At 46.8% G+C, this 17,851-nt stretch carries 12 protein-coding genes; 8 read left to right on the top strand and 4 right to left on the bottom strand.

Translation table 11 applies throughout. The features are described from left to right. From QT987_RS27955 to QT987_RS27940, 4 genes are all read right to left on the bottom strand, one after another. On the bottom strand, window positions 1-3,287 hold a 3,287-nt coding region (locus tag QT987_RS27955; protein ID WP_333246597.1), incomplete at its 3' end, for a DUF4347 domain-containing protein. An 869-nt stretch (window positions 3,288-4,156) separates the two neighbouring features. Further along, a complete protein-coding gene (locus QT987_RS27950; protein WP_333246595.1) occupies window positions 4,157-7,729 on the bottom strand; it encodes a DUF4347 domain-containing protein in 3,573 nt (1,190 codons plus the stop codon). A 924-nt stretch (window positions 7,730-8,653) separates the two neighbouring features. Beyond that, entirely contained in the window at window positions 8,654-9,058 is a 405-nt protein-coding gene (locus tag QT987_RS27945; RefSeq protein WP_333246593.1) for a hypothetical protein, read from the bottom strand. 487 nt (window positions 9,059-9,545) lie between these two features. Next, window positions 9,546-11,033 carry a hypothetical protein gene (locus QT987_RS27940; RefSeq protein WP_333246591.1) on the bottom strand — a complete coding sequence of 496 codons (1,488 nt, stop codon included), beginning with the start codon at window positions 11,031-11,033 and terminating at the stop codon, window positions 9,546-9,548. A gap of 447 nt (window positions 11,034-11,480) precedes the next feature. On the opposite strand from QT987_RS27940, the gene QT987_RS27935 reads away from it, so the two are divergent. From QT987_RS27935 to QT987_RS30075, 8 genes are all read left to right on the top strand, one after another. After that, the gene (locus QT987_RS27935) at window positions 11,481-13,142 is read left to right on the top strand and encodes a glycosyltransferase family 39 protein (protein WP_333246589.1); all 1,662 of its coding nucleotides are present in this window, start codon (window positions 11,481-11,483) and stop codon (window positions 13,140-13,142) included. Window positions 13,143-13,314: 172 nt separating this feature from the next. After that, window positions 13,315-13,992, top strand: a complete 678-nt coding sequence (locus QT987_RS27930; protein WP_333246587.1) for a DsbA family protein — start codon at window positions 13,315-13,317, stop codon at window positions 13,990-13,992. Window positions 13,993-14,080: 88 nt separating this feature from the next. Continuing rightward, entirely contained in the window at window positions 14,081-14,743 is a 663-nt protein-coding gene (locus QT987_RS27925; protein ID WP_333246585.1) for a GIN domain-containing protein, read from the top strand. Window positions 14,744-14,804: 61 nt separating this feature from the next. Next, window positions 14,805-15,047: a thioredoxin family protein gene (locus QT987_RS27920; RefSeq protein WP_333246584.1), complete on the top strand. Its 243-nt coding sequence runs from the start codon at window positions 14,805-14,807 to the stop codon at window positions 15,045-15,047. 12 nt (window positions 15,048-15,059) lie between these two features. Further along, entirely contained in the window at window positions 15,060-16,058 is a 999-nt protein-coding gene (locus QT987_RS27915; RefSeq protein ID WP_333246582.1) for a permease, read from the top strand. 207 nt (window positions 16,059-16,265) lie between these two features. After that, the gene (locus tag QT987_RS27910; protein ID WP_333246580.1) at window positions 16,266-16,646 is read left to right on the top strand and encodes a rhodanese-like domain-containing protein; all 381 of its coding nucleotides are present in this window, start codon (window positions 16,266-16,268) and stop codon (window positions 16,644-16,646) included. Between the two features lie 313 nt (window positions 16,647-16,959). Then, window positions 16,960-17,490, top strand: a complete 531-nt coding sequence (locus QT987_RS27905; protein WP_333246578.1) for a DUF3122 domain-containing protein — start codon at window positions 16,960-16,962, stop codon at window positions 17,488-17,490. 92 nt (window positions 17,491-17,582) lie between these two features. Further along, a complete protein-coding gene (locus tag QT987_RS30075; protein ID WP_445299653.1) occupies window positions 17,583-17,711 on the top strand; it encodes a cation-transporting P-type ATPase in 129 nt (42 codons plus the stop codon). The last annotated feature ends 140 nt before the right edge of the window (window positions 17,712-17,851 follow it).

The raw sequence follows: 17,851 nt of genomic DNA, 5'->3' as shown, positions 1-17,851 counted from the left end.
AACAATTGATTGGTGTCCGTCACAGTAATCAAAGTTTGATTGTTGCTGGAAGTAATACTGAGTTGATTAAAACTCAATTCAGAATTCAACCCAATTAAATCCTCTCCCTTGCGGAAATCATTAATGATGTCGCTACCCAAACTTTGATTGAGGAAAAACACATCATTTCCCGAACCTCCCGTCAATGTATCGTCCCCAACATCCCCGGAAAGGAAATCGGCACCGCTGCCACCACTGAGAATATCATTACCTTTGCCTCCGTACAGGCTATCGTTACCGATGTCGCCACAGATCACATCGTTTTCATTGCCGCCCAACACCAAGTCGTTGCCCTCACCGCCATCGAGACTGTCGTTTTCTTTGCCGCCGTACAGGGTATCGTTACCGATGTCGCCAAAAATCAGGTCTGCACCTTCATTGCCAAAGGCAATATCGTTGTCGTTTCCGGCATTAATTGTGTCATTTCCTAAGTTGCCTAAAATGTAGTCGTCGCCATCTTCACCCAGCAAGATATCGTCATCTTTACCGCCGAAAATGCTGTCGTTGCCAAGGCCGCCGGCAACTGTATCATTGCCTAAATCTCCCCTCAACAAGTCCTCGCCCTCACCACCAACAACAGTGTCAGGATCTTTGCCAGCGTATATGGTATCGTTGCCAGCGCTGCCAGAGATGAAATCGCTGCCTTCATTGCCGAAGATTGAGTCGTTATCTGCACCGCCGTCAATGTTGTCATTGCCGCCCATGCCGTAGAGAGTATCGTTGCCGATAAGTCCGTTAATTGAATCGTTGATGACACCGCCCATGATGAAATCGGTAGTGTCGCCGCCGTTGATTGTTTGTTGGACGGGGTTGGGGGTGATGGTGGCAGAGTCGAGTTGCGGGGCGTTGAGGCTATCGAGTAGGCAATCATCTACGGCCGGTTCCGGTGTGGGCGTGGGAGTCGGTTCCGGTGTGGGCGTGGGAGTCGGTTCCGGTGTGGGCGTGGGAGTTGGTTCCGGTGTGGGCGTGGGAGTCGGTTCCGGTGTGGGCGTGGGAGTCGGTTCCGGTTCCGGTTCCGGTGTGGGCGTGGGAGTTGGTTCCGGTGTGGGAGTAGGAGTGGGTTCGGGTGTGGGCGTGGGAGTGGGAGTGGGAGTCGGAGTCGGAGTGGGAGTCGGAGTCTCAGTTGGAGTGGGCGTCGGAGTTGGAGTCGGCGTGACTGTAGGGTTCAATTCATAAGCGCCAATATCAACGATCGCACTTCCGTTATTATCACCATCAGCCGGGCGACTCACACCGCGCTGATCTGTCGCTGGCGCGCCTACACCAGTACCAGTATCAATTGCCGGACTTCCTGTTAGCAGCGGTCGCACGAAAGCGCCGTTAATATTTTCCAAAGGGCCGAGTAAGGGATCTGCGATCGTCACATTTGCCGTAACATTACTATCATTAGGATCTCCCACGGTCAGTTTAGCGGGAAATTGAATATTGTTTCCCCCATCGATTAGCTGCCGTCCAGTGTGCTGCCTCGTTTTAAAAGGATTACTTGCCGTATTCCTATCAAAAATCGAATTCTTGACAGTAATTGGCGATTTCACAGGGTCGTTAAAAGTAGCAATACCTCCCGAAAATTCAGCGGTATTTTGAGCAAAAGTCGAATTGACGATGTTAGTCGAAAAGGAATCTCTGTTAGCGACAAGCATTCCTCCGCCCTGCTTAGCAGCGCTGTTGCCGGAAAATGTACTGTTGACAATGCTGATATTTCCATTCTCTCCTGACAACAAACCGCCCCCATTATCTTCAGCTTGGTTATTAGCAAAAGTGGAATTTGTTACCGTAAGTTCGGTATTTCCGTGACGAATTGCGCCTCCCGAACCTCCAACTCCTGCTGGATCTTTAACAGCTTTATTGTTAATAAAAGTGCTATTTTCCAAGACCACTTTATCTTGCAAATAACCAAACAAAAAGGCTGCGCCTCCTTCTCTCGCTCCGATATTGCCATCAAAAAGGCTGTTGCGGATAGCAATAGTTCCGGCAACTGGGCCGGGGGTTGCATTCGGTCCCGAAGCATTAGCGCCATCGACGTAAACTGCCCCGCCAACGCCTTTATCTGTGCGGTTCCCTGTGAATTTAGAGTTTTCGATCGTCATGCTGCCCAACAGGTTATTAACAGCACCGCCGTAGCTGCCTTTGTTGTTGGTAAATTCGCTATCTCTGATAGTCAGAACACCGCCGCTTTTAGTGGCGATCGCGCCGCCACCACGTTCGGTAGCTTTAGCTAAAGAACCATCATTGTCGCTAAACTTGCTGTTAATTACAGTAGTTGTGCTGCGGAAACCCGTGTAAATGCCGCCACCAAAACCGGCAACATTATTATTGACTTGGCAATTTTCTAAAGTTAAAGTGCTGCTACCTCCTGTTTGAATGCCACCACCGGCGCTAGTTGTCTGATTATTGGGGTCAGTACCAGAAACTTTGCCGTTGGCAATAATCAGGTTTTTTAGAGTAACATTGGTCGAACCTTCTGTGAGAATGACCCGCGAAGCATTGTTGCCACTGATGGTTAAATTGGCTGCACCAACTGCATCAATTGTCAAGTTTTTGTTGATAACAAGTTGACCATTCGTTAGGGTAATTGTTTGGCCCGCAAGAGTGGAGGCAAATTGAATGGTATCGCCGGCTGCTGCGGAGGCGATCGCATCTCTCAATGAACCCGGCCCGCTATCATTATTGTTGGTAACGGTAATAGTTGCTAAAGCCCCTTGATAATCCGCCATTGCCTCTGGAGTCAAGGCTATCGGTGCTTCAATATCGCCCTTGGCAAACTCCAAATTCCAGTTACCACCGCGGCCAGTGCGATCGCTAGATGCCGCAATATCAGCCCCGGTTAACTCGCCCAGGCGATCGACAAAATCGCTTCCCGAACCCGCAGCAACATCGCAACCATAAATCACAATATCTGCTTGGTCGCTTAGCGCATTTCGCCACCCTTGCAACTGGCTTTCATATTGTGATAAATTATCCGCATTTAACGTTGCAGAACCTAGCTGCAAGCTGCCAGAATTGCCGTGAGAAAAAACGTGAACTTGGTCTACAGTTTCCCCCGCAGCCGAAATTGTTTGCAGTTTCGCAGTAATTTGCTCGACTCCGTTACCATTTTTATCTAAAATGATGATCTCTGCACCGGGAAGCACGCCACCGGCAAGAGTTTGATAGTCATCTAAGTCGGAATCAATGAAGACAATAGATTTAGAACCAGCATTGTGGAGAACAGATTGTGAATCCATGTTGGTGGCAAAAGTTGAACTCATTTGGCATACCCATGAGAATGTTTACTATTTGCTGGTAGATTCACCTTGAAAGCAGAAGGCTAGAGATGCAGAAGGCAGTAGGCAGAATTAAAACCTCGGTAATCCATCGGGGATATTAAACTTTAGGGAAAAACTTGAATCTTATCCCTAAGTGAAACCCAATACTTTTCTCCCTAATCAGCTTTTGCTGTGTAAAAATTGCGATTTTTTTTAGCAATTAAATGCAGAGGATGTAATGTAAATAGTCCGGCACGGGAACCTCGGTAGATTTGCTATGCACACCATTAGCCAGATACGTAGTGCATCAAACCATTGGGAAGCCTTGGTCAGGTAAAATTCAGAAAATATTTTATGTGGTTCTGAGTTCCTGAGAATTGCTCTAGCTAGTACCTGATACATTCACATTATATAAAACCAGGAAAATTCCCTAAAAATTTGATTAATTTAAGTTTTTTCCTATCTGTAAAAAAGTTCCCACAAATCTGAAAATTATTGGTTGAGAAAGCAGGCTTTATTCGGCCGCTACTTATGGCTAGCCAGCTCAGGATTGCAATAGACGGGTGTGTCTCATTATAGGTGTGGGCGATCGGCAATAAACAAGATTTATTACCGATCGCACTTGAAAAGAATCAGATCGATCGCTCCTCTTCGTTGGCGTAGCCCCCGTAGGGGCGCAGGGCTGTTTCATTCTCAAGAAAACGATGATTTTGACTCTTGTAGTGCTACCCCTACTCCCCGTGCCTACCCTCCCCATCCACGATTTGCTCATGTTTCAGAGATTGGGGCAGCCACGGGGGGCTGCCCCTACAAGAGAATGAAACAGCCCTGCGTAGGGGCGGGCTGCTGATGGCGCACCCTACCCCAGCCAGTTAGATTGTTACCTGAGTGAAATCGCTAGCGGTGAGAATACCGGGGGTAATATTGTTAAGCTTCGCCAACAATTGATTGGTGTCCGTCACAGTAATCAAAGTTTGATTGTTGCTGGAAGTAATACTGAGTTGATTAAAACTCAAACCAGAACTCAACCCAATTAAATCCTCTCCCTTGCGGAAATCAGTAATGATGTCGCTACCCAAACTTTGATTTAGGAAAAACACATCATTTCCCGAACCACCAGTCAATGTATCGTCCCCAACATCGCCGGAAAGGAAATCGTCCCCAGCACCGCCGCTGAGAATATCATTAGCTTTGCCGCCGTACAGGGTATCGTTACCGATGTCGCCGAACAGCACATCGTTTTCATTGCCGCCCAAAAGCAAGTCGTTGCCCTCACCGCCATCGAGACTGTCGTTTTCTTTGCCGCCGTAAAGCGTGTCATTTCCCAATAAGCCAAAAATCAGGTCTGCACCTTCATTGCCAAAGGCAATATCGTTGCCATTTCCAGCATTAATTGTGTCATTTCCCAAGTTGCCTAAAATGTAGTCGTCTCCATCTTCACCCAGCAAGATATCGTCATCTTTACCGCCGAAAATGCTGTCGTTGCCAAGGCCGCCGGCAACTGTATCATTGCCTAAATCTCCCCTCAACAAGTCGTCGCCCTCACCACCAACCACAGTGTCATTATCTTTGCCAGCGTAGATGGTATCGTTGCCAGCGTCGCCAGAGATGAAATCGCTGCCTCCATTGCCGAAGATTGAGTCGTTATCTGCACCGCCGTCAATGTTGTCATTGCCGCCCATACCGTAAAGAATATCGTTGCCGACAAGTCCGTTAATCGACTCGTTGATGCCACCGCCCATGATGAAATCGGCATCGTTACCGCCGTTGATAGTTTCTTGGACGGGGTTGGGGGTGATGGTGGCAGAGTCGAGTTGCGGGGCGTTGAGGCTATCGAGCAGGGAACCATCCGAGGCCGGAGTTGGTGTCGGTGCGGGAGTTGGTGTCGGCGGCGGAGTCGGCGCAGGTGTGGGAGTTGGTGCCGGTTCCGGTGTGGGAGTTGGTGCCGGTTCCGGTGTGGGAGTCGGAGTCGGTTCCGGTGTGGGTGTCGGAGTGGGTTCGGGTGTGGGAGTTGGAGTCGGCGCGGGCGTCGGAGTTGGCGTCGGTTCCGGTGTGGGTGTCGGAGTCTCAGTCGGAGTCGGCGCGGGCGTCGGAGTTGGCGCCGGAGTCGGTGCGGGAGTTGGAGTCGGTTCCGGCGTCGGAGTTGGCGCCGGAGTCGGTGTGGGAGTTGGAGTCGGTTCCGGCGTCGGAGTTGGAGTCGGTTCCGGCGTCGGAGTTGGCGCCGGAGTCGGTGTGGGAGTTGGAGTCGGTTCCGGTGTGGGAGTGGGTTCGGGTGTGGGCGTCGGAGTTGGCGCCGGAGTCGGTGTGGGCACTGGGACGACACTACCTCCCAATTCAAAAGAGCCGCTGTCCACGATCGCACCTGGAATGCTGTCGCCATCTTGAGGGCGAGTCAGGCCTCGCTGATCTGTAGCGGGTGCGCCGGTGGCAATCCCTTTATCAATTGCCGGACTTCCTGTCAGCAGGGGCCTGACTAAAGCGCCGTTGATGTTTTGCAAAGGGCCAAGTAAGGGGTCTGCGATCGTCACACTTGCCGTCGCATTGAAATCGCTTCCGTCATTGGGGTTTTTGGCCGGCCACTGAAAATTCCCTCCTTGATCGCTATATTGGGCGGTGACGTGTTGCTGAATGCCCCAAGGGTTTCCTCCGTTAGCCGCTGTATTGTTGGAAAGAATAGTGTTTTTGAGGGTGACATTATTGGCATTGGCGAAGATACCTCCACCAACCCAGCCTGCAGAATTATCGGCGATCGTCGTGTTGAGAATGGTTGTGGGTGCACCAAGAGTCATTGCACCGCCGAGTTTGTTGAAATCACCAGCAGCAAATGCCGTGGAGTTGCCAGAAAACGTACTGTTAGTAATCGTAGTAGGGGCATTTCGCATCCACAGGCCGCCACCTTGATTATTGGCTTTGTTGCCCGCAAAGGTGGTGTTGGTAATGGTCAATCCCTGGTTGGTGCTGTCGCTCAAAACCGTTACCGCACCACCGTTTCCAGCATTTCCACCGTTGGGTAGCGCCAGAATTTCGTTATTTTGGAAGGTGCTGTCTGCAATACTTACGCTATCTTGGGTGCCGGTAAACAGATAAGCTGCTCCGCCTTCGCCTCGCCCTTTGTTGTCTTGGAATACGCTTTTACTGATTTTAATTGTGCCGGAAGGCTCGTCAGTAGAACTGGCGCGGTCTGTGTAAATTGCCCCGCCGAAACCCCTTAAAAAAGAATTGCCGTTGGGATCGTTTGGGGCGAACTGGCCGGAGGTGGTATCGTTGCCGATGAATCGCGAGTTTTCAACTGTTAACTTGCCGTTTAGGCTGTTAATTGCCCCACCATTAATTCCTAAGTTGTTGGTGAAGTCGCTGTTAACAACGGTGAGGTTTTTATTACTTGCAAAAGCAATACCGCCAGCGCCACGTTCATCGTTGGTTGCAGTGGCTTTATTTCCGGTGAATTTACTGTCGGTAACGGTCAGGGTGTTGTTCCAGCCGCTGAAGATTGCACCGCCGCCTTTATCAGCCACGTTGTTGGTAAACTGAACGTTTTCTACGGTCATCGTTACTTCGTCTTGTGTACCGATCGCCCCACCATTATCCACCGTTTTACCGTTGATAATAGCGAGGTTTTTGACTGTAAAATTCGTAGCAGTCGCAACGTTGGCATTGACAAAAAAGGCGCGGGATGCGTTGTTGCCACTGATGGTTAAACCGGGTGCGGCGGCGCCGTCAATGGTGATGTTTTTGCCAACGGGAATATCGAGTTGACCGCTGGTGAGGGTAATGGTTTGGTTGGCTAAACCTGGAGCGAAGGTAATGATATCGCCGGCAACAGCGGTGGCGATCGCAGCCCTTAATGAACCCGGCCCGCTATCGCTATTGTTGGCTACTACGATCGTAGCTAAATCACCTTGGTAACTTGCCATAGCCTCTGGCCCCAAGGCTAAGGGAGATTCAATCTGACCCCTAGCAAATTCTAAATTCCAGTCGCCGTTGCTGCCAGTTATGTTGGTAGAGGCCGCAACGTCAGCTCCGGTTAATTGACTGAATCGATCGACGAAATTAACACCTGTACCGCCTGCTACATCGCAGCCGTACAGCATGATGTCTGCTTCTGGGGCTAGTGAAGTTTGCCACTTTTCCAACTGGCTTTTGTATTGCTCTATGTTATCTGAACCCAGAGCGGTATTGCCTAATTGTAGGCTGCCTGAACTGCCGTGAGAAATAATGTGAACCGAGTCTATCGCCCCCTTAGTAGAGGCGTATTTTTCCATCTCGGATGTGATTTGTTCGATGCCGTTTTTGGTGCGATCGAGTATTACTACCTGCTGTCCGGGCAGCACTCCTGCTGTAATTGACTCGTAATCTTTCACGCCGGCGTCAATGAAGACTAAGGAGCGCACTGGCCGTTCTTCAAAAGCAGATTGTGAGTTAACTTGAGCGAATGTAGAACTCATATTGGAGACTCCATTAAGGGCATTATTAGTAGATACACCCCGGAGTTATCTCATCAGGCTTATTTCATTATATCTTAACACCCAATTGATAGATGATGCCTTTTTTAAAATATTTTTGTTGATTTATTTTGCTCGGCATTTGCATTTTTACTTTTAACTAAAATGGAAATCTGAGCCTCTATCTATGGGAATAGATCGCAATATTAATCGGGAATATTGAAATAAATCTAGGTTCTATTATCCAATTTTTTTTGACCTTATTTTGCTAATAGTAGGCTGAGTTGAGGGATGCGGAAATAGTCGAGGTAATTCACCCCCGAATAACTCCTCTTATATTTAGTAGTTTTTATTTGAGTGTGAGATTTTACGTAGAGGCACAATGCACTAGAGTTTCCCTAGCTGTATTTCATCCAATGGAAAACTGAATTATGTAGATTTTGAACAATTCTATATGCTTTGACTTTGCTAGGTTTGCGGTACACCTAAATACTGATTCCCAGGACGTTTGGTCGCATTTACTAACAGTCAATCGATTTTAGATTTTAGATTTTAGATTTTAGATTAAAGAATTGAAGCATTGACACCACGGATAAATACGTTCGGCAAGTTTCATCGGATACAGGTTTTTTATTTCTGGACGGATCAATCCGGGGGCTTGTATCCTGGATGCTTGCGGTCAAAACGATCTAATATTAAGTGGAACCTATGGCTGGAAATCAATTGGCTTATGGGGTGCTACCGACACTGTGAGGACTGCCATCCTCACTGCAAACGTGATTCAAATTATTCAGCGGGAGTTGATATGATTGCTGATTTAGTCAGATCGAAATCGTTGATTGCGATCGCCCCTGCGTCCATAATTACAATTGCATTCGGGTTCAGTCGCCCTCGGTACGTTCCATACCCTGCATTAAATTACTCTCCTTAATTAGCAAACAGTCGATCGCGCCCACCGCCGTTGCTGAATGTATCACTATCTCGATCGGCATAACACGAACCAAGTCCGCTGTTTTGAGTCAGAGAATTATGCGATTTTGGCAATTGACTTTTGTATGGTTCGAGGTAATCTGAACTGAGGATAACAAAGCCTAATTGCAGTTGGTTCGAGCGACCGTCATAAGTCGAGCCAACTTTGTCAATCTCTCTAAGGATAGAGGCAGATTTTTGAAGTTTCCAGGTAAATTTCTCGATGCAGTCAGATTCCCCAGCCAATATTCTGGAAACAAAATATCCACCTTCATTGATGCTGGACTCCTTGACTACAAAGCTTTTGGATGGGGGATTTGCGTATTCCGAGGCGGGAGTCGTTTCCCTTAAAGAAGTCAACATATTCCGTCCTCCAAAAGTGTGTTTAGCGGTAGATACAGCCTTGGAGTCAGAGCTTCTGAAACTGCCAGCGACCTTATTTATTTCGCTCATTCTTATTTCACCTATCTATCAGTTTGCCCTATTTCTGCCACACTGCCATCCGCGATCGCACGGAATTTATATTCTGCGTGTTTTCCCTTACTTCCGGCAAACGCGAAATTACCGATCGATCCGATATCCTATCCGTGATACCACTTTCACAAAAGAATCCAACTGTAATATCATCTCCGAGCGATTAACCATAATATCCTGGTCGGGGCGGGTTTTTGAGATTGTCAATTATTGGCAGGTATTGTTCGTGAACCCGCCCCTACAACAATCGCGGTCGCACGACCGGACATGATATAAGCCCGTGCTTCAAACCTCGATAGTCTTCAGTCATTCCCATGTAAAATCTAAAATCTAAAAGGGTATGACACTTAGTAGATTGGCCTCGCAACTGCACCCCTCAAGATTCTGTGGAAGATGGCGGTTTTTTCCCTGCATTGCGAATATTAATAATCTTGTTGAGCGCCTCAAACCAAAAAGCAGCCCCCATAGAAATAGCTACGCCGCTCAATATCCACCCAAACAATCTTGCCATCAAAGCCGACCACAATAAATTCCCCTGCTTATCTCGTTCTAAGCTGTTCTGTTCGCTCCATCCAAAAGGCAGAGCTACCTCATCCAAAGCTATATCTACATCCTTTTGAACTTTTCTCAGACTTGGTAAATTATCTAATTTAGTCTTAGCATTATTTACCACCAACTGCTCAGCGTACAAATTAACAGTCGATCGCAACATCGAATCCTTCGACAACCGATTAATAATATGAATGGTATCAGCATTAGCAGCAACCGCGATCGCAGTTCCGAGCAAAATCGCAACCCCTCTAGCATTCCGCTTGTAAACACCAGAAGCACGCTCCATCGATTGGTCAAACCAAATTTCAATTTCTTTCTGAAACCGCTGCAACTGCTCTTGAGTATCTCCGCCACCTTTTTCAGCGCGCTGCGCTAAAATATAAAGGCTGCGTTTCAAAGATTCTGGCATACTGTCCAATGTTTCTTGAATTTGTTGATAAATCGGACTCTCCTCTTTAATCTCCATAATTTCTGCTACCGAATCTTGACTTTTTTTAACAGTATTTAACAGATTGCTGAAACTCGGTTGCAGTTGCCCTAGCAGCGCCACCCGCTCAACTTTACTGTCAAAACGAGCCTTGACAAATGCCATCTGCCTCTGAAAATCTCTACCTGCTAGCTCGGTTTCTGGTAGATAAACCTGAGAATCATTAATATAAAATCCTAGCTTTTCCGACATTCGATCTAAGCTATTGTTCAAACTTGCTAAATTGTTTTGATAATCTTCCACAATTCGATTGAACTCCGCAGTCAGCCACCTAAATTCTTGCTTAATAATCGGTTTAGTAGCATCCGGTAAACTCAGATTTTCTCCAATTTGTTGAATTTGTGCTAATTGTAAATTTTTAAATCTTTCCAATCGGGTTTTAGAGATAGAGCTGAGCAAACTAGAAACCTTTAAAGTCTCCAAAAGGCTAGCAGAAAAACACTCGGCTGGAATATAAGAAGGCCCACTGGATTTATTGCCGAAAACATTTTTAGTACCCGTAACTCCGTGGTAAAAATCCCCCATGCGGTGCGTAACAGAGCGGAATCCCTCTGATACAAGCCCTTTCGCTCCCTGATTCAAATCCTTGATAATCGGATTGGCGTAAATCGAATGAGCTAACTGTCCGACTCGCTTAAGTTGCAGGGGATCTTTCGCGGCTTCGCTGCCTCCAGAAATTAGCACTTCGATCGACTTCTTTAAATGTTGGGCCCGCCACTGCCAAACAGTAGCAATCAGTTCCTGAATTTCCGAAGCTAGCAAGCTTAAAGTCAGGTAGATAAAGACTAAGCCAATGATAATATCTATAATTACAGGCAAATTCATAAAAAAACTCGGTAAGTGGGAAACGAGCGCGACTTCAGTCCTGAGAGGGAAGCGACTCGGCGATTTCAATCGCCTTGAATCTTTCCCCTTTCGGGTTGGAGGGGTATGGTTGCCCCTCCGATGAGGTATGGTTGCCTCAGTCTCCCTTGCGGGGTAATGTTCGCCTCGACCTGGTTATAAAGGCTTGTTAGACCTGCGACACTGTTTCAGTGACTTTAAAACTGTTTAATCGCAGGTGACAGAGCGGAAAACTGGCGTCGCATTCGCCGGTGTCGTGACCTAAATAACGTCTCCTCTTGCGAGGGGTCTGGTCAGCATAGCTTGCTCGATTTCTCTTACAAGCGAGCGTGGCTTTAGCCCGCTCGTTACTGACGGTATTTTCCTAGTCGCAAATAACTGCTGTCTAAGTTTACCTTCAGTTTGGGACGCTCAAAACTCTCTTAACTTATGTCAGAAATCTTTCCATTCCTAAGCCGCAAACCGAAAAATCGCTGGAATGACAGCTTTACAGATAAAGTGTGGATGCTGGCTTTTCTGTTGGCTGCAGTGCTGATTTTCGGGCTGAATCTGGGCGGCGTGGCTTTGCGGGATTGGGATGAAGGCATTGCAGCGCAGGTAAGTCGCGAAATTTGGCGCGGCAACTTAAATTGGCTGTATCCGACGATCGACTCTATGCCTTATTTCAACAAACCGCCGCTGGTACACTGGCTAATTGGGCTCTGTTTTGCCGTCGGCGGTGTCAGCGAATTGACGGCGAGGTTGGTACCGGCGATGCTGACGGCGGCTTCAGTGCCCTTGCTTTACGCCATTGGCAGGGAGTTGTTTCCTAGACGCTCGATCGCCATTTTTTCTGCCCTCGTGTATCTGACGCTGTTACCGGTGGTGCGGCATGGACGTTTGGCGATGTTGGATGGGGCGGTTTTGTGTTTTTTGCTGGGGGCGATGTGGTGTTTGCTACGATCGCGCCGCGACTTGCGCTACGCTTTGGGCGCGGGGATTGGGTTCGGACTCATTTGCCTCACTAAGGGCGTCATGTTGGGGCTGCTGCTGGGTGCTGTTGGCTGTATTTTTTTGGTTTGGGATACCCCGCGACTCCTCACTTCTGGGTATCTTTGGGGCGGATTGGCGATCGGAACATTGCCAGTAGCTGCTTGGTATTTTGCCCAATGGCTGCACTACGGCCAATATTTCATCCACACTAATTTAATTAACGAATCTTTCCGGCGCATTTCGGAACCTGTAAGCAGTCACAGAGGCCCGCCTTGGTATTATCTTTTAGAAATTTTAAAATTAGCTTGGCCGTGGCAGTTATTTTGGCTACAAGGGCTGCGCCTGAGTTGGGAAAATCGCAATTTTGCCGGGCCAAAATTAGTATTGGTTTGGACAGGAGTATATCTGCTGGCTATTTCTGTGATGACTACTAAATTGCCGTGGTATGTTTTGCCAATTTATCCAGCTTTTGCTCTTGCTGTTGGCAGTTATCTCGCTGAAGTTTGGGAGCAACTGTGGCTGCCGCCAGAACCCGTCAAAGAGGAAGCAGAAGAACGTTTTGATGCTATTTCTTTGCTGCCTCATCCCGCGATTTTGGCAGTGCTGGCTATAGTTGCTGTCGTCGGTTGCGTGTACTTCAGTGGCTGGGTATGGATCGGGGGACAAATTGCGCCTCCAGAGCGAGATTTGCAGTTAATGCTGATGTTTGTAGCTTTGACAATGACAATGGCGGCCGTGTTGCTGCACCGCAAAGACCGACAGTTTATATTAGTTTTAATTTGGGGAACTTACCTGACGCTGTTGGTATTGGTGGCTTCAGATAACTGGGTTTGGGAATTGGCGGAGGATTATCCGGTTAAGCCGATCGCCGAAATTGTCCGCACAGGAACTCCGGCCGATCAACAAGTGTTTACTTCTCACCGCTTGGGCCGTCCATCGCTGAATTTTTACAGTCAACGCCAAGTTATTGTCGCCGACGCGCCGACGCTGAAACAGAAATGGCAAACTCTTCCTCAACCTTATTTTCTGTTAGAAAAACCTGTTTTAAAACATTTAGGTTTGCAGAATGCTAAGATTGTCAAAACAGCGGACGATTGGGTTGTGGTAACTCGAAAGTAAGTTAGGGACATCCAATCAGCGTCTGTATGGGACGGTGGTGCATGGCCCAGCTCCTCTACCGCTCAAGATTGTCCAGGTTTCAGTGATCGATAACAGCATTTTGATCTCAGCTTGGACGGAAACTGATCCTCGTACTAGAAAGAAACCCTGGTGGGTCTAAGGATGAAGTGATATGGAACCGATTCGTATTTTTTACTTTTCCGATGTTCTCTGCGTTTGGGCTTATATTGCTCAGATTCGTTTGGATGAGTTGAAAACAACCTTTGAAGACAAGATTGCGATCGCAAAGCACTTTGTCCCCGTCTTTGGTGTTGCTCGTGAAAAACTGGAGAACCGATGGCGAGATCGCGGTGGTTTGCAAGGATACAGCAATCATGTCCAGGAGGTTGCGAAAAAGTTCGATCACATCAGCGTTCATCCTGATATTTGGACTAAGGCAACACCATTTTCATCGACATCCTGTCATTTGTTTCTCCATGCGATTCAACTACTAGAAACGAAAGATTTAGTAGAGCGAAATCAACAGGTATTTGAAAAAGCAACCTGGGCATTTCGGGAGGCGTTTTTTACCCAACTCGCAGATGTTTCTGACCGCAAGGTACAATTTGGAATTGCGGAGGAGTTAAGACTGCCGATCGCTGCTATCGAAGCTCAGATCGATAGTGGTGAGGCTTATGCCAAGCTATCCCAGGATTTTGAATTAGTCAAAGAGCATACGGTTACAGTCAGCCCCACCCTGATTTTTAATGAAGGACGGCAGAGACTCAACGGTAATGTGGGCTACCGGGTGATCGAAGCTAATATTCGGGAGTTACTGCACAATCCTCCGGGAGAACAATCATGGTGTTAGGAATCTTGCATTAATTGAAAGATGCGATCGCAATCAAAATGCACCCATGAAAAGTGAACGACTAAGGATTTATATAGCAGGCAAAACAATGAGATCGAAGCTATACGGTTTGGTTGTGTGTTTAACAGCTTTGAGCCTATTCACAGGCTGCTCTCTCAATTTGGGTGGGCTTAGAGGCTCTGGAATAGTTAAGACCGAATCTAGAGAAGTAGGTCGATTCTCATCCATTTCTAGTAAATCCGTAGGTAAAGTCACGATACAGCAGACAGGAAAAGAGTCCCTAACGATCACCGCTGACGACAACATTCTGCCGTTGCTAGAAAGTCGTGTAACTGACAATGTTCTGTATCTCACTATCACGAAAGATACCAATATGAATCCCACCAAGCCCATTGAATTCGTTGTGGAGGTAAAGAGCCTAGAGAGCTTGAATATAGATGGTGTCGGTAGTGTTGAGGTAAAGGATATCCAAGGTAAACAGTTGTCGATTTCCCTTCATGGGGTGGGTAGCATGACAATCGCCGGAAGTGTCGATGTGCTGGAACTCAATTTTTCCGGGGTTGGAAGTTTCCAAGGTGAGAATTTCAAGACTAAACAGGCTACGGTTCGCAATAGCGGCGTGGGCAGTGCTGTGGTTAATGTCAGTCAGCAGTTAGATGCGACTGTATCCGGCGTGGGTTCAATAGAGTATATTGGCTCTCCTCAAGTTCGCGAATCTGGGCGGGGCGTGGGGTCAGTTAAGAAACGGTAGCGATCGCTTGGATTCAGTAGAGAGAGAATTGAATTAGAGAATAAAAAAAAGGAGTTATGCCATGAATACGATCAAGATTGAAATTTTGGGTTCAGGCTGCAAAAAATGCCAACAGCTAGAGGCAAATGCCAAACAAGCTGTAACTAATCTCAATTTAAATGCTGAAATTCTGCACATTACCGACCCCATCGAAATCGCTAAACGAGGTGTGATGTCTACTCCCGCCATGACAATCAATGGCAAAGTCGTCAGCAAAGGTCAAGTGCTCAGTCCAGAACAAATTCAGCCCTTATTGCAGCGTTAAAGAGGCAAAGTTATGTTCGATCCATTTTATCCTTTTGATTGGTTGGCAACCCAGATTGTCACCCAAATCTTCGGCTTGTCGATTTCATCGCATTTAGGATCGAGTCTGCATTTCTTTCTTTACGATGTGCCAAAAGTCTTAACATTACTAATTGTAATTAGCTTCATTGTTGGGACATTTCAAAGCTTTTTAGAACCAGAGCGTGTTCGCTCTTTGCTAGAAGGAAAGCGCACTTTTGCGGGAAATATCTTGGCGGCAATGGTAGGAATCGTCACACCATTCTGTTCTTGCTCTGCGGTTCCTTTGTTCATCGGATTCTTAGAAGCAGGTGTGCCTTTAGGTGTGACCTTTTCTTATCTGATGGCAGCGCCAATGGTAAATGAAGTTGCTGTTATCCTGCTGTGGGGATTGTTTGGACTAAAGGTGACACTGATCTATATCGGTTTTGGTGTGGGTTTGGCGATCGCCTCTGGATATATCATCGGATTACTAAAATTAGAAAAATGGGTGGAACCCTTTGTTTGGGAACTGCAAAAATCTCATCAAGAAATACCTCTAGGTGATGAGGACAATCTAGAACCAGTGATGCTAACTTGGGGGCAAAGATTTGAGCAAGGATGGTTCCAATCGAGCGAAATTGTGCGATCGGTGTGGCTCTATGTCGTGGGTGGTATTGCGATCGGGGCGGGGATTCATGGTTATGTGCCAACAGATTTTATCACTCAATATGCAGGTGCAAATAATCCTTTTGCAGTGCCGATCGCGGTAATTTTGGGCGTGCCACTCTATGCAAACATTGCGGGTGTAATGCCGATTACCGAAGCTTTAGTCAATAAAGGAATGCCAATGGGTACAGTTTTGGCCTTCACAATGGCTGTGACAGCATTATCGCTTCCTGAAATGGTGATTCTCAAAAAAGTTTTGAAACCTCAACTCTTAGCCGTGTTTATTGGGTTAATGACTGTTGGAATTATTAGTATCGGCTATATATTTAATGCCCTAATCAATTGATTGACATGGTGCTGAAATATCTGGCTGACAGAGTGAACCCTTAACAATCCATTTCAGGAGAAATCTATGAGCTTTAAGAAACCAATTCAGACTATATTACTGGGATTTGCACTATGTTTTTTCCTCTTGGTTGGTATTGGGCAAAACCCGATCCTCGCAGCAAATCTCATAGAAACTGAACCAATCTTTCAAGAAAAAATGCAAACAATGTCTGAAAAAACCGTGAATCTGGAATCGGGAGTCGATCGCTTCCTCACGTCGATTCCAGCAGGCTATTACACGATCGCCAATGTCGAAGGGTTAAAAAACCTATTAAAGAACCCTCAAACCCTGTTGGTGGATGTGCGAGAACCCTCTGAGTATCGATCGGGACATATCGCTAATGCGATCGATATTCCACTCCGAACACTAGCGCACAATCTGGATCGAATTCCGCGCGATCGCCCCGTAGTTTTGTACTGTTCAACGGGCTATCGATCGGCAATGGGAGTAATGACATTGCACCTATTGGGCTATGAAAATGTCCAGGGATTTCCGCCAAGTTTTGCAGGCTGGAAAAACGCAGGAGAGGCGATCGCCTCTAGCTAATGCACCAAAACAATTAGGGTAATTGCTCAACCCCCCCTACGGACAAAAATAAAATCTCTGAAACCCTTTGTAGGCGAGTATTGCAAAGTTTGAACACAATTATTTCATTTTTCCGTTTTGAGCGCTGAAACCCTCATTCTCTCGTTGATTTTATTGAAGAAGAAGCTTTTTGCTTAAAATTCACAATCTGAAACTGTCTCTAGGAGGCAGTTTCAGGGGAGGGGGGTAGTTGAGCAATTACCAATTAGGATGAAAATCCAAAAATTTTGACTCTGGAATTGCAAGACATTTTAACTTTTTGAGGACTTTTGTGATGAACTTTATCTACTTTAACTACCCTAAAATTCGCCCGATGCGCTGGCTGCTGGCTGCTTGGATCTGCGTTTTACTGATTGTCTGTATTCCCTTACCTGCTTTTGCTGCTGTGACGGAAATCGAAGAATATCCAGGGCAGATGCTGTATCAATCCCGGCAAAAACTGCAAGATCAGAACGGAAATTCTTGGCAGGCGATCGCCTTCAAACGCATCCATCCTGAAGGTAGTTCTACTGTCTCTCTGCGCGTCGTGGGCTTTCCTGGTGCGGTGGAATTCGATCGCACTCAACCGCTGATTCTGACAACATCTATGGGCGAAACTCTAACCGCCAAGGATATTTCTAGCGAAATTTCTAAGGGCACACCAACCCCAGCGAATGTCGCAGAATATGACATTAAGTCTGTCCTACCGCAGTTGCAGGCTGAAATTCCCCTTCACCTAACTTTACCAGTGGTAACTGGTTCAGCGATCGAGTTACAAATCCCATCGACGGCGATTCAAGAGTGGCAAACAATTTCTGCTCATTGACTAACTCCAAAAAATCAAACCGATGAATCCCCAACTCTCCACATTTTGGAGCTTACCCACAGATCGAGTGCTTCAACAGACGCACTCGATCTGTGGATTTAACCCGTCAAGATGCGAAACAACGCTTGATCGAGTACGGCGCGAATAGCCTCAAACAAACACACAAATCGAGCGCATTAATGCTGTTGATTAATGGACTAAGCTGTTGTGCCTTTAAATAGGGTATAATAAAAAATTAGTTTAGTCAATTTATACAAAAATGCCAGCTAAAAACCATCTCAATCTTCAACAAATAGAGAAACTACAAAAAGCCTTAAGAGAGGAAGAAAAGGCAAATATTAGAGAAAGAATTCTAATTTTA

Origin of the sequence: Microcoleus sp. SVA1B4 (genome assembly GCF_036700545.1) — a bacterium.
In the GTDB taxonomy this organism is placed as follows: domain Bacteria; phylum Cyanobacteriota; class Cyanobacteriia; order Cyanobacteriales; family Microcoleaceae; genus Microcoleus.
The sequence above is the reverse complement of the archived record's forward strand: the minus strand, read 5'-3'. Positions and strand labels throughout refer to the sequence as shown.

What these genes read in the sequence shown, in the direction of transcription:
- QT987_RS27935 (WP_333246589.1), top strand. Translation starts at nt 11,481, where the DNA reads ATGTCAGAAATCTTTCCATTCCTAAGCCGCAAACCGAAAAATCGCTGG.
- QT987_RS27915 (WP_333246582.1), top strand. Translation starts at nt 15,060, where the DNA reads ATGTTCGATCCATTTTATCCTTTTGATTGGTTGGCAACCCAGATTGTC.
- QT987_RS27910 (WP_333246580.1), top strand. Translation starts at nt 16,266, where the DNA reads ATGTCTGAAAAAACCGTGAATCTGGAATCGGGAGTCGATCGCTTCCTC.
- QT987_RS27940 (WP_333246591.1), bottom strand. Translation starts at nt 11,033, where the DNA reads ATGAATTTGCCTGTAATTATAGATATTATCATTGGCTTAGTCTTTATC.
- QT987_RS27945 (WP_333246593.1), bottom strand. Translation starts at nt 9,058, where the DNA reads ATGTTGACTTCTTTAAGGGAAACGACTCCCGCCTCGGAATACGCAAAT.
- QT987_RS27905 (WP_333246578.1), top strand. Translation starts at nt 16,960, where the DNA reads ATGAACTTTATCTACTTTAACTACCCTAAAATTCGCCCGATGCGCTGG.
- QT987_RS27925 (WP_333246585.1), top strand. Translation starts at nt 14,081, where the DNA reads ATGAGATCGAAGCTATACGGTTTGGTTGTGTGTTTAACAGCTTTGAGC.
- QT987_RS27920 (WP_333246584.1), top strand. Translation starts at nt 14,805, where the DNA reads ATGAATACGATCAAGATTGAAATTTTGGGTTCAGGCTGCAAAAAATGC.
- QT987_RS27950 (WP_333246595.1), bottom strand. Translation starts at nt 7,729, where the DNA reads ATGAGTTCTACATTCGCTCAAGTTAACTCACAATCTGCTTTTGAAGAA.
- QT987_RS27930 (WP_333246587.1), top strand. Translation starts at nt 13,315, where the DNA reads ATGGAACCGATTCGTATTTTTTACTTTTCCGATGTTCTCTGCGTTTGG.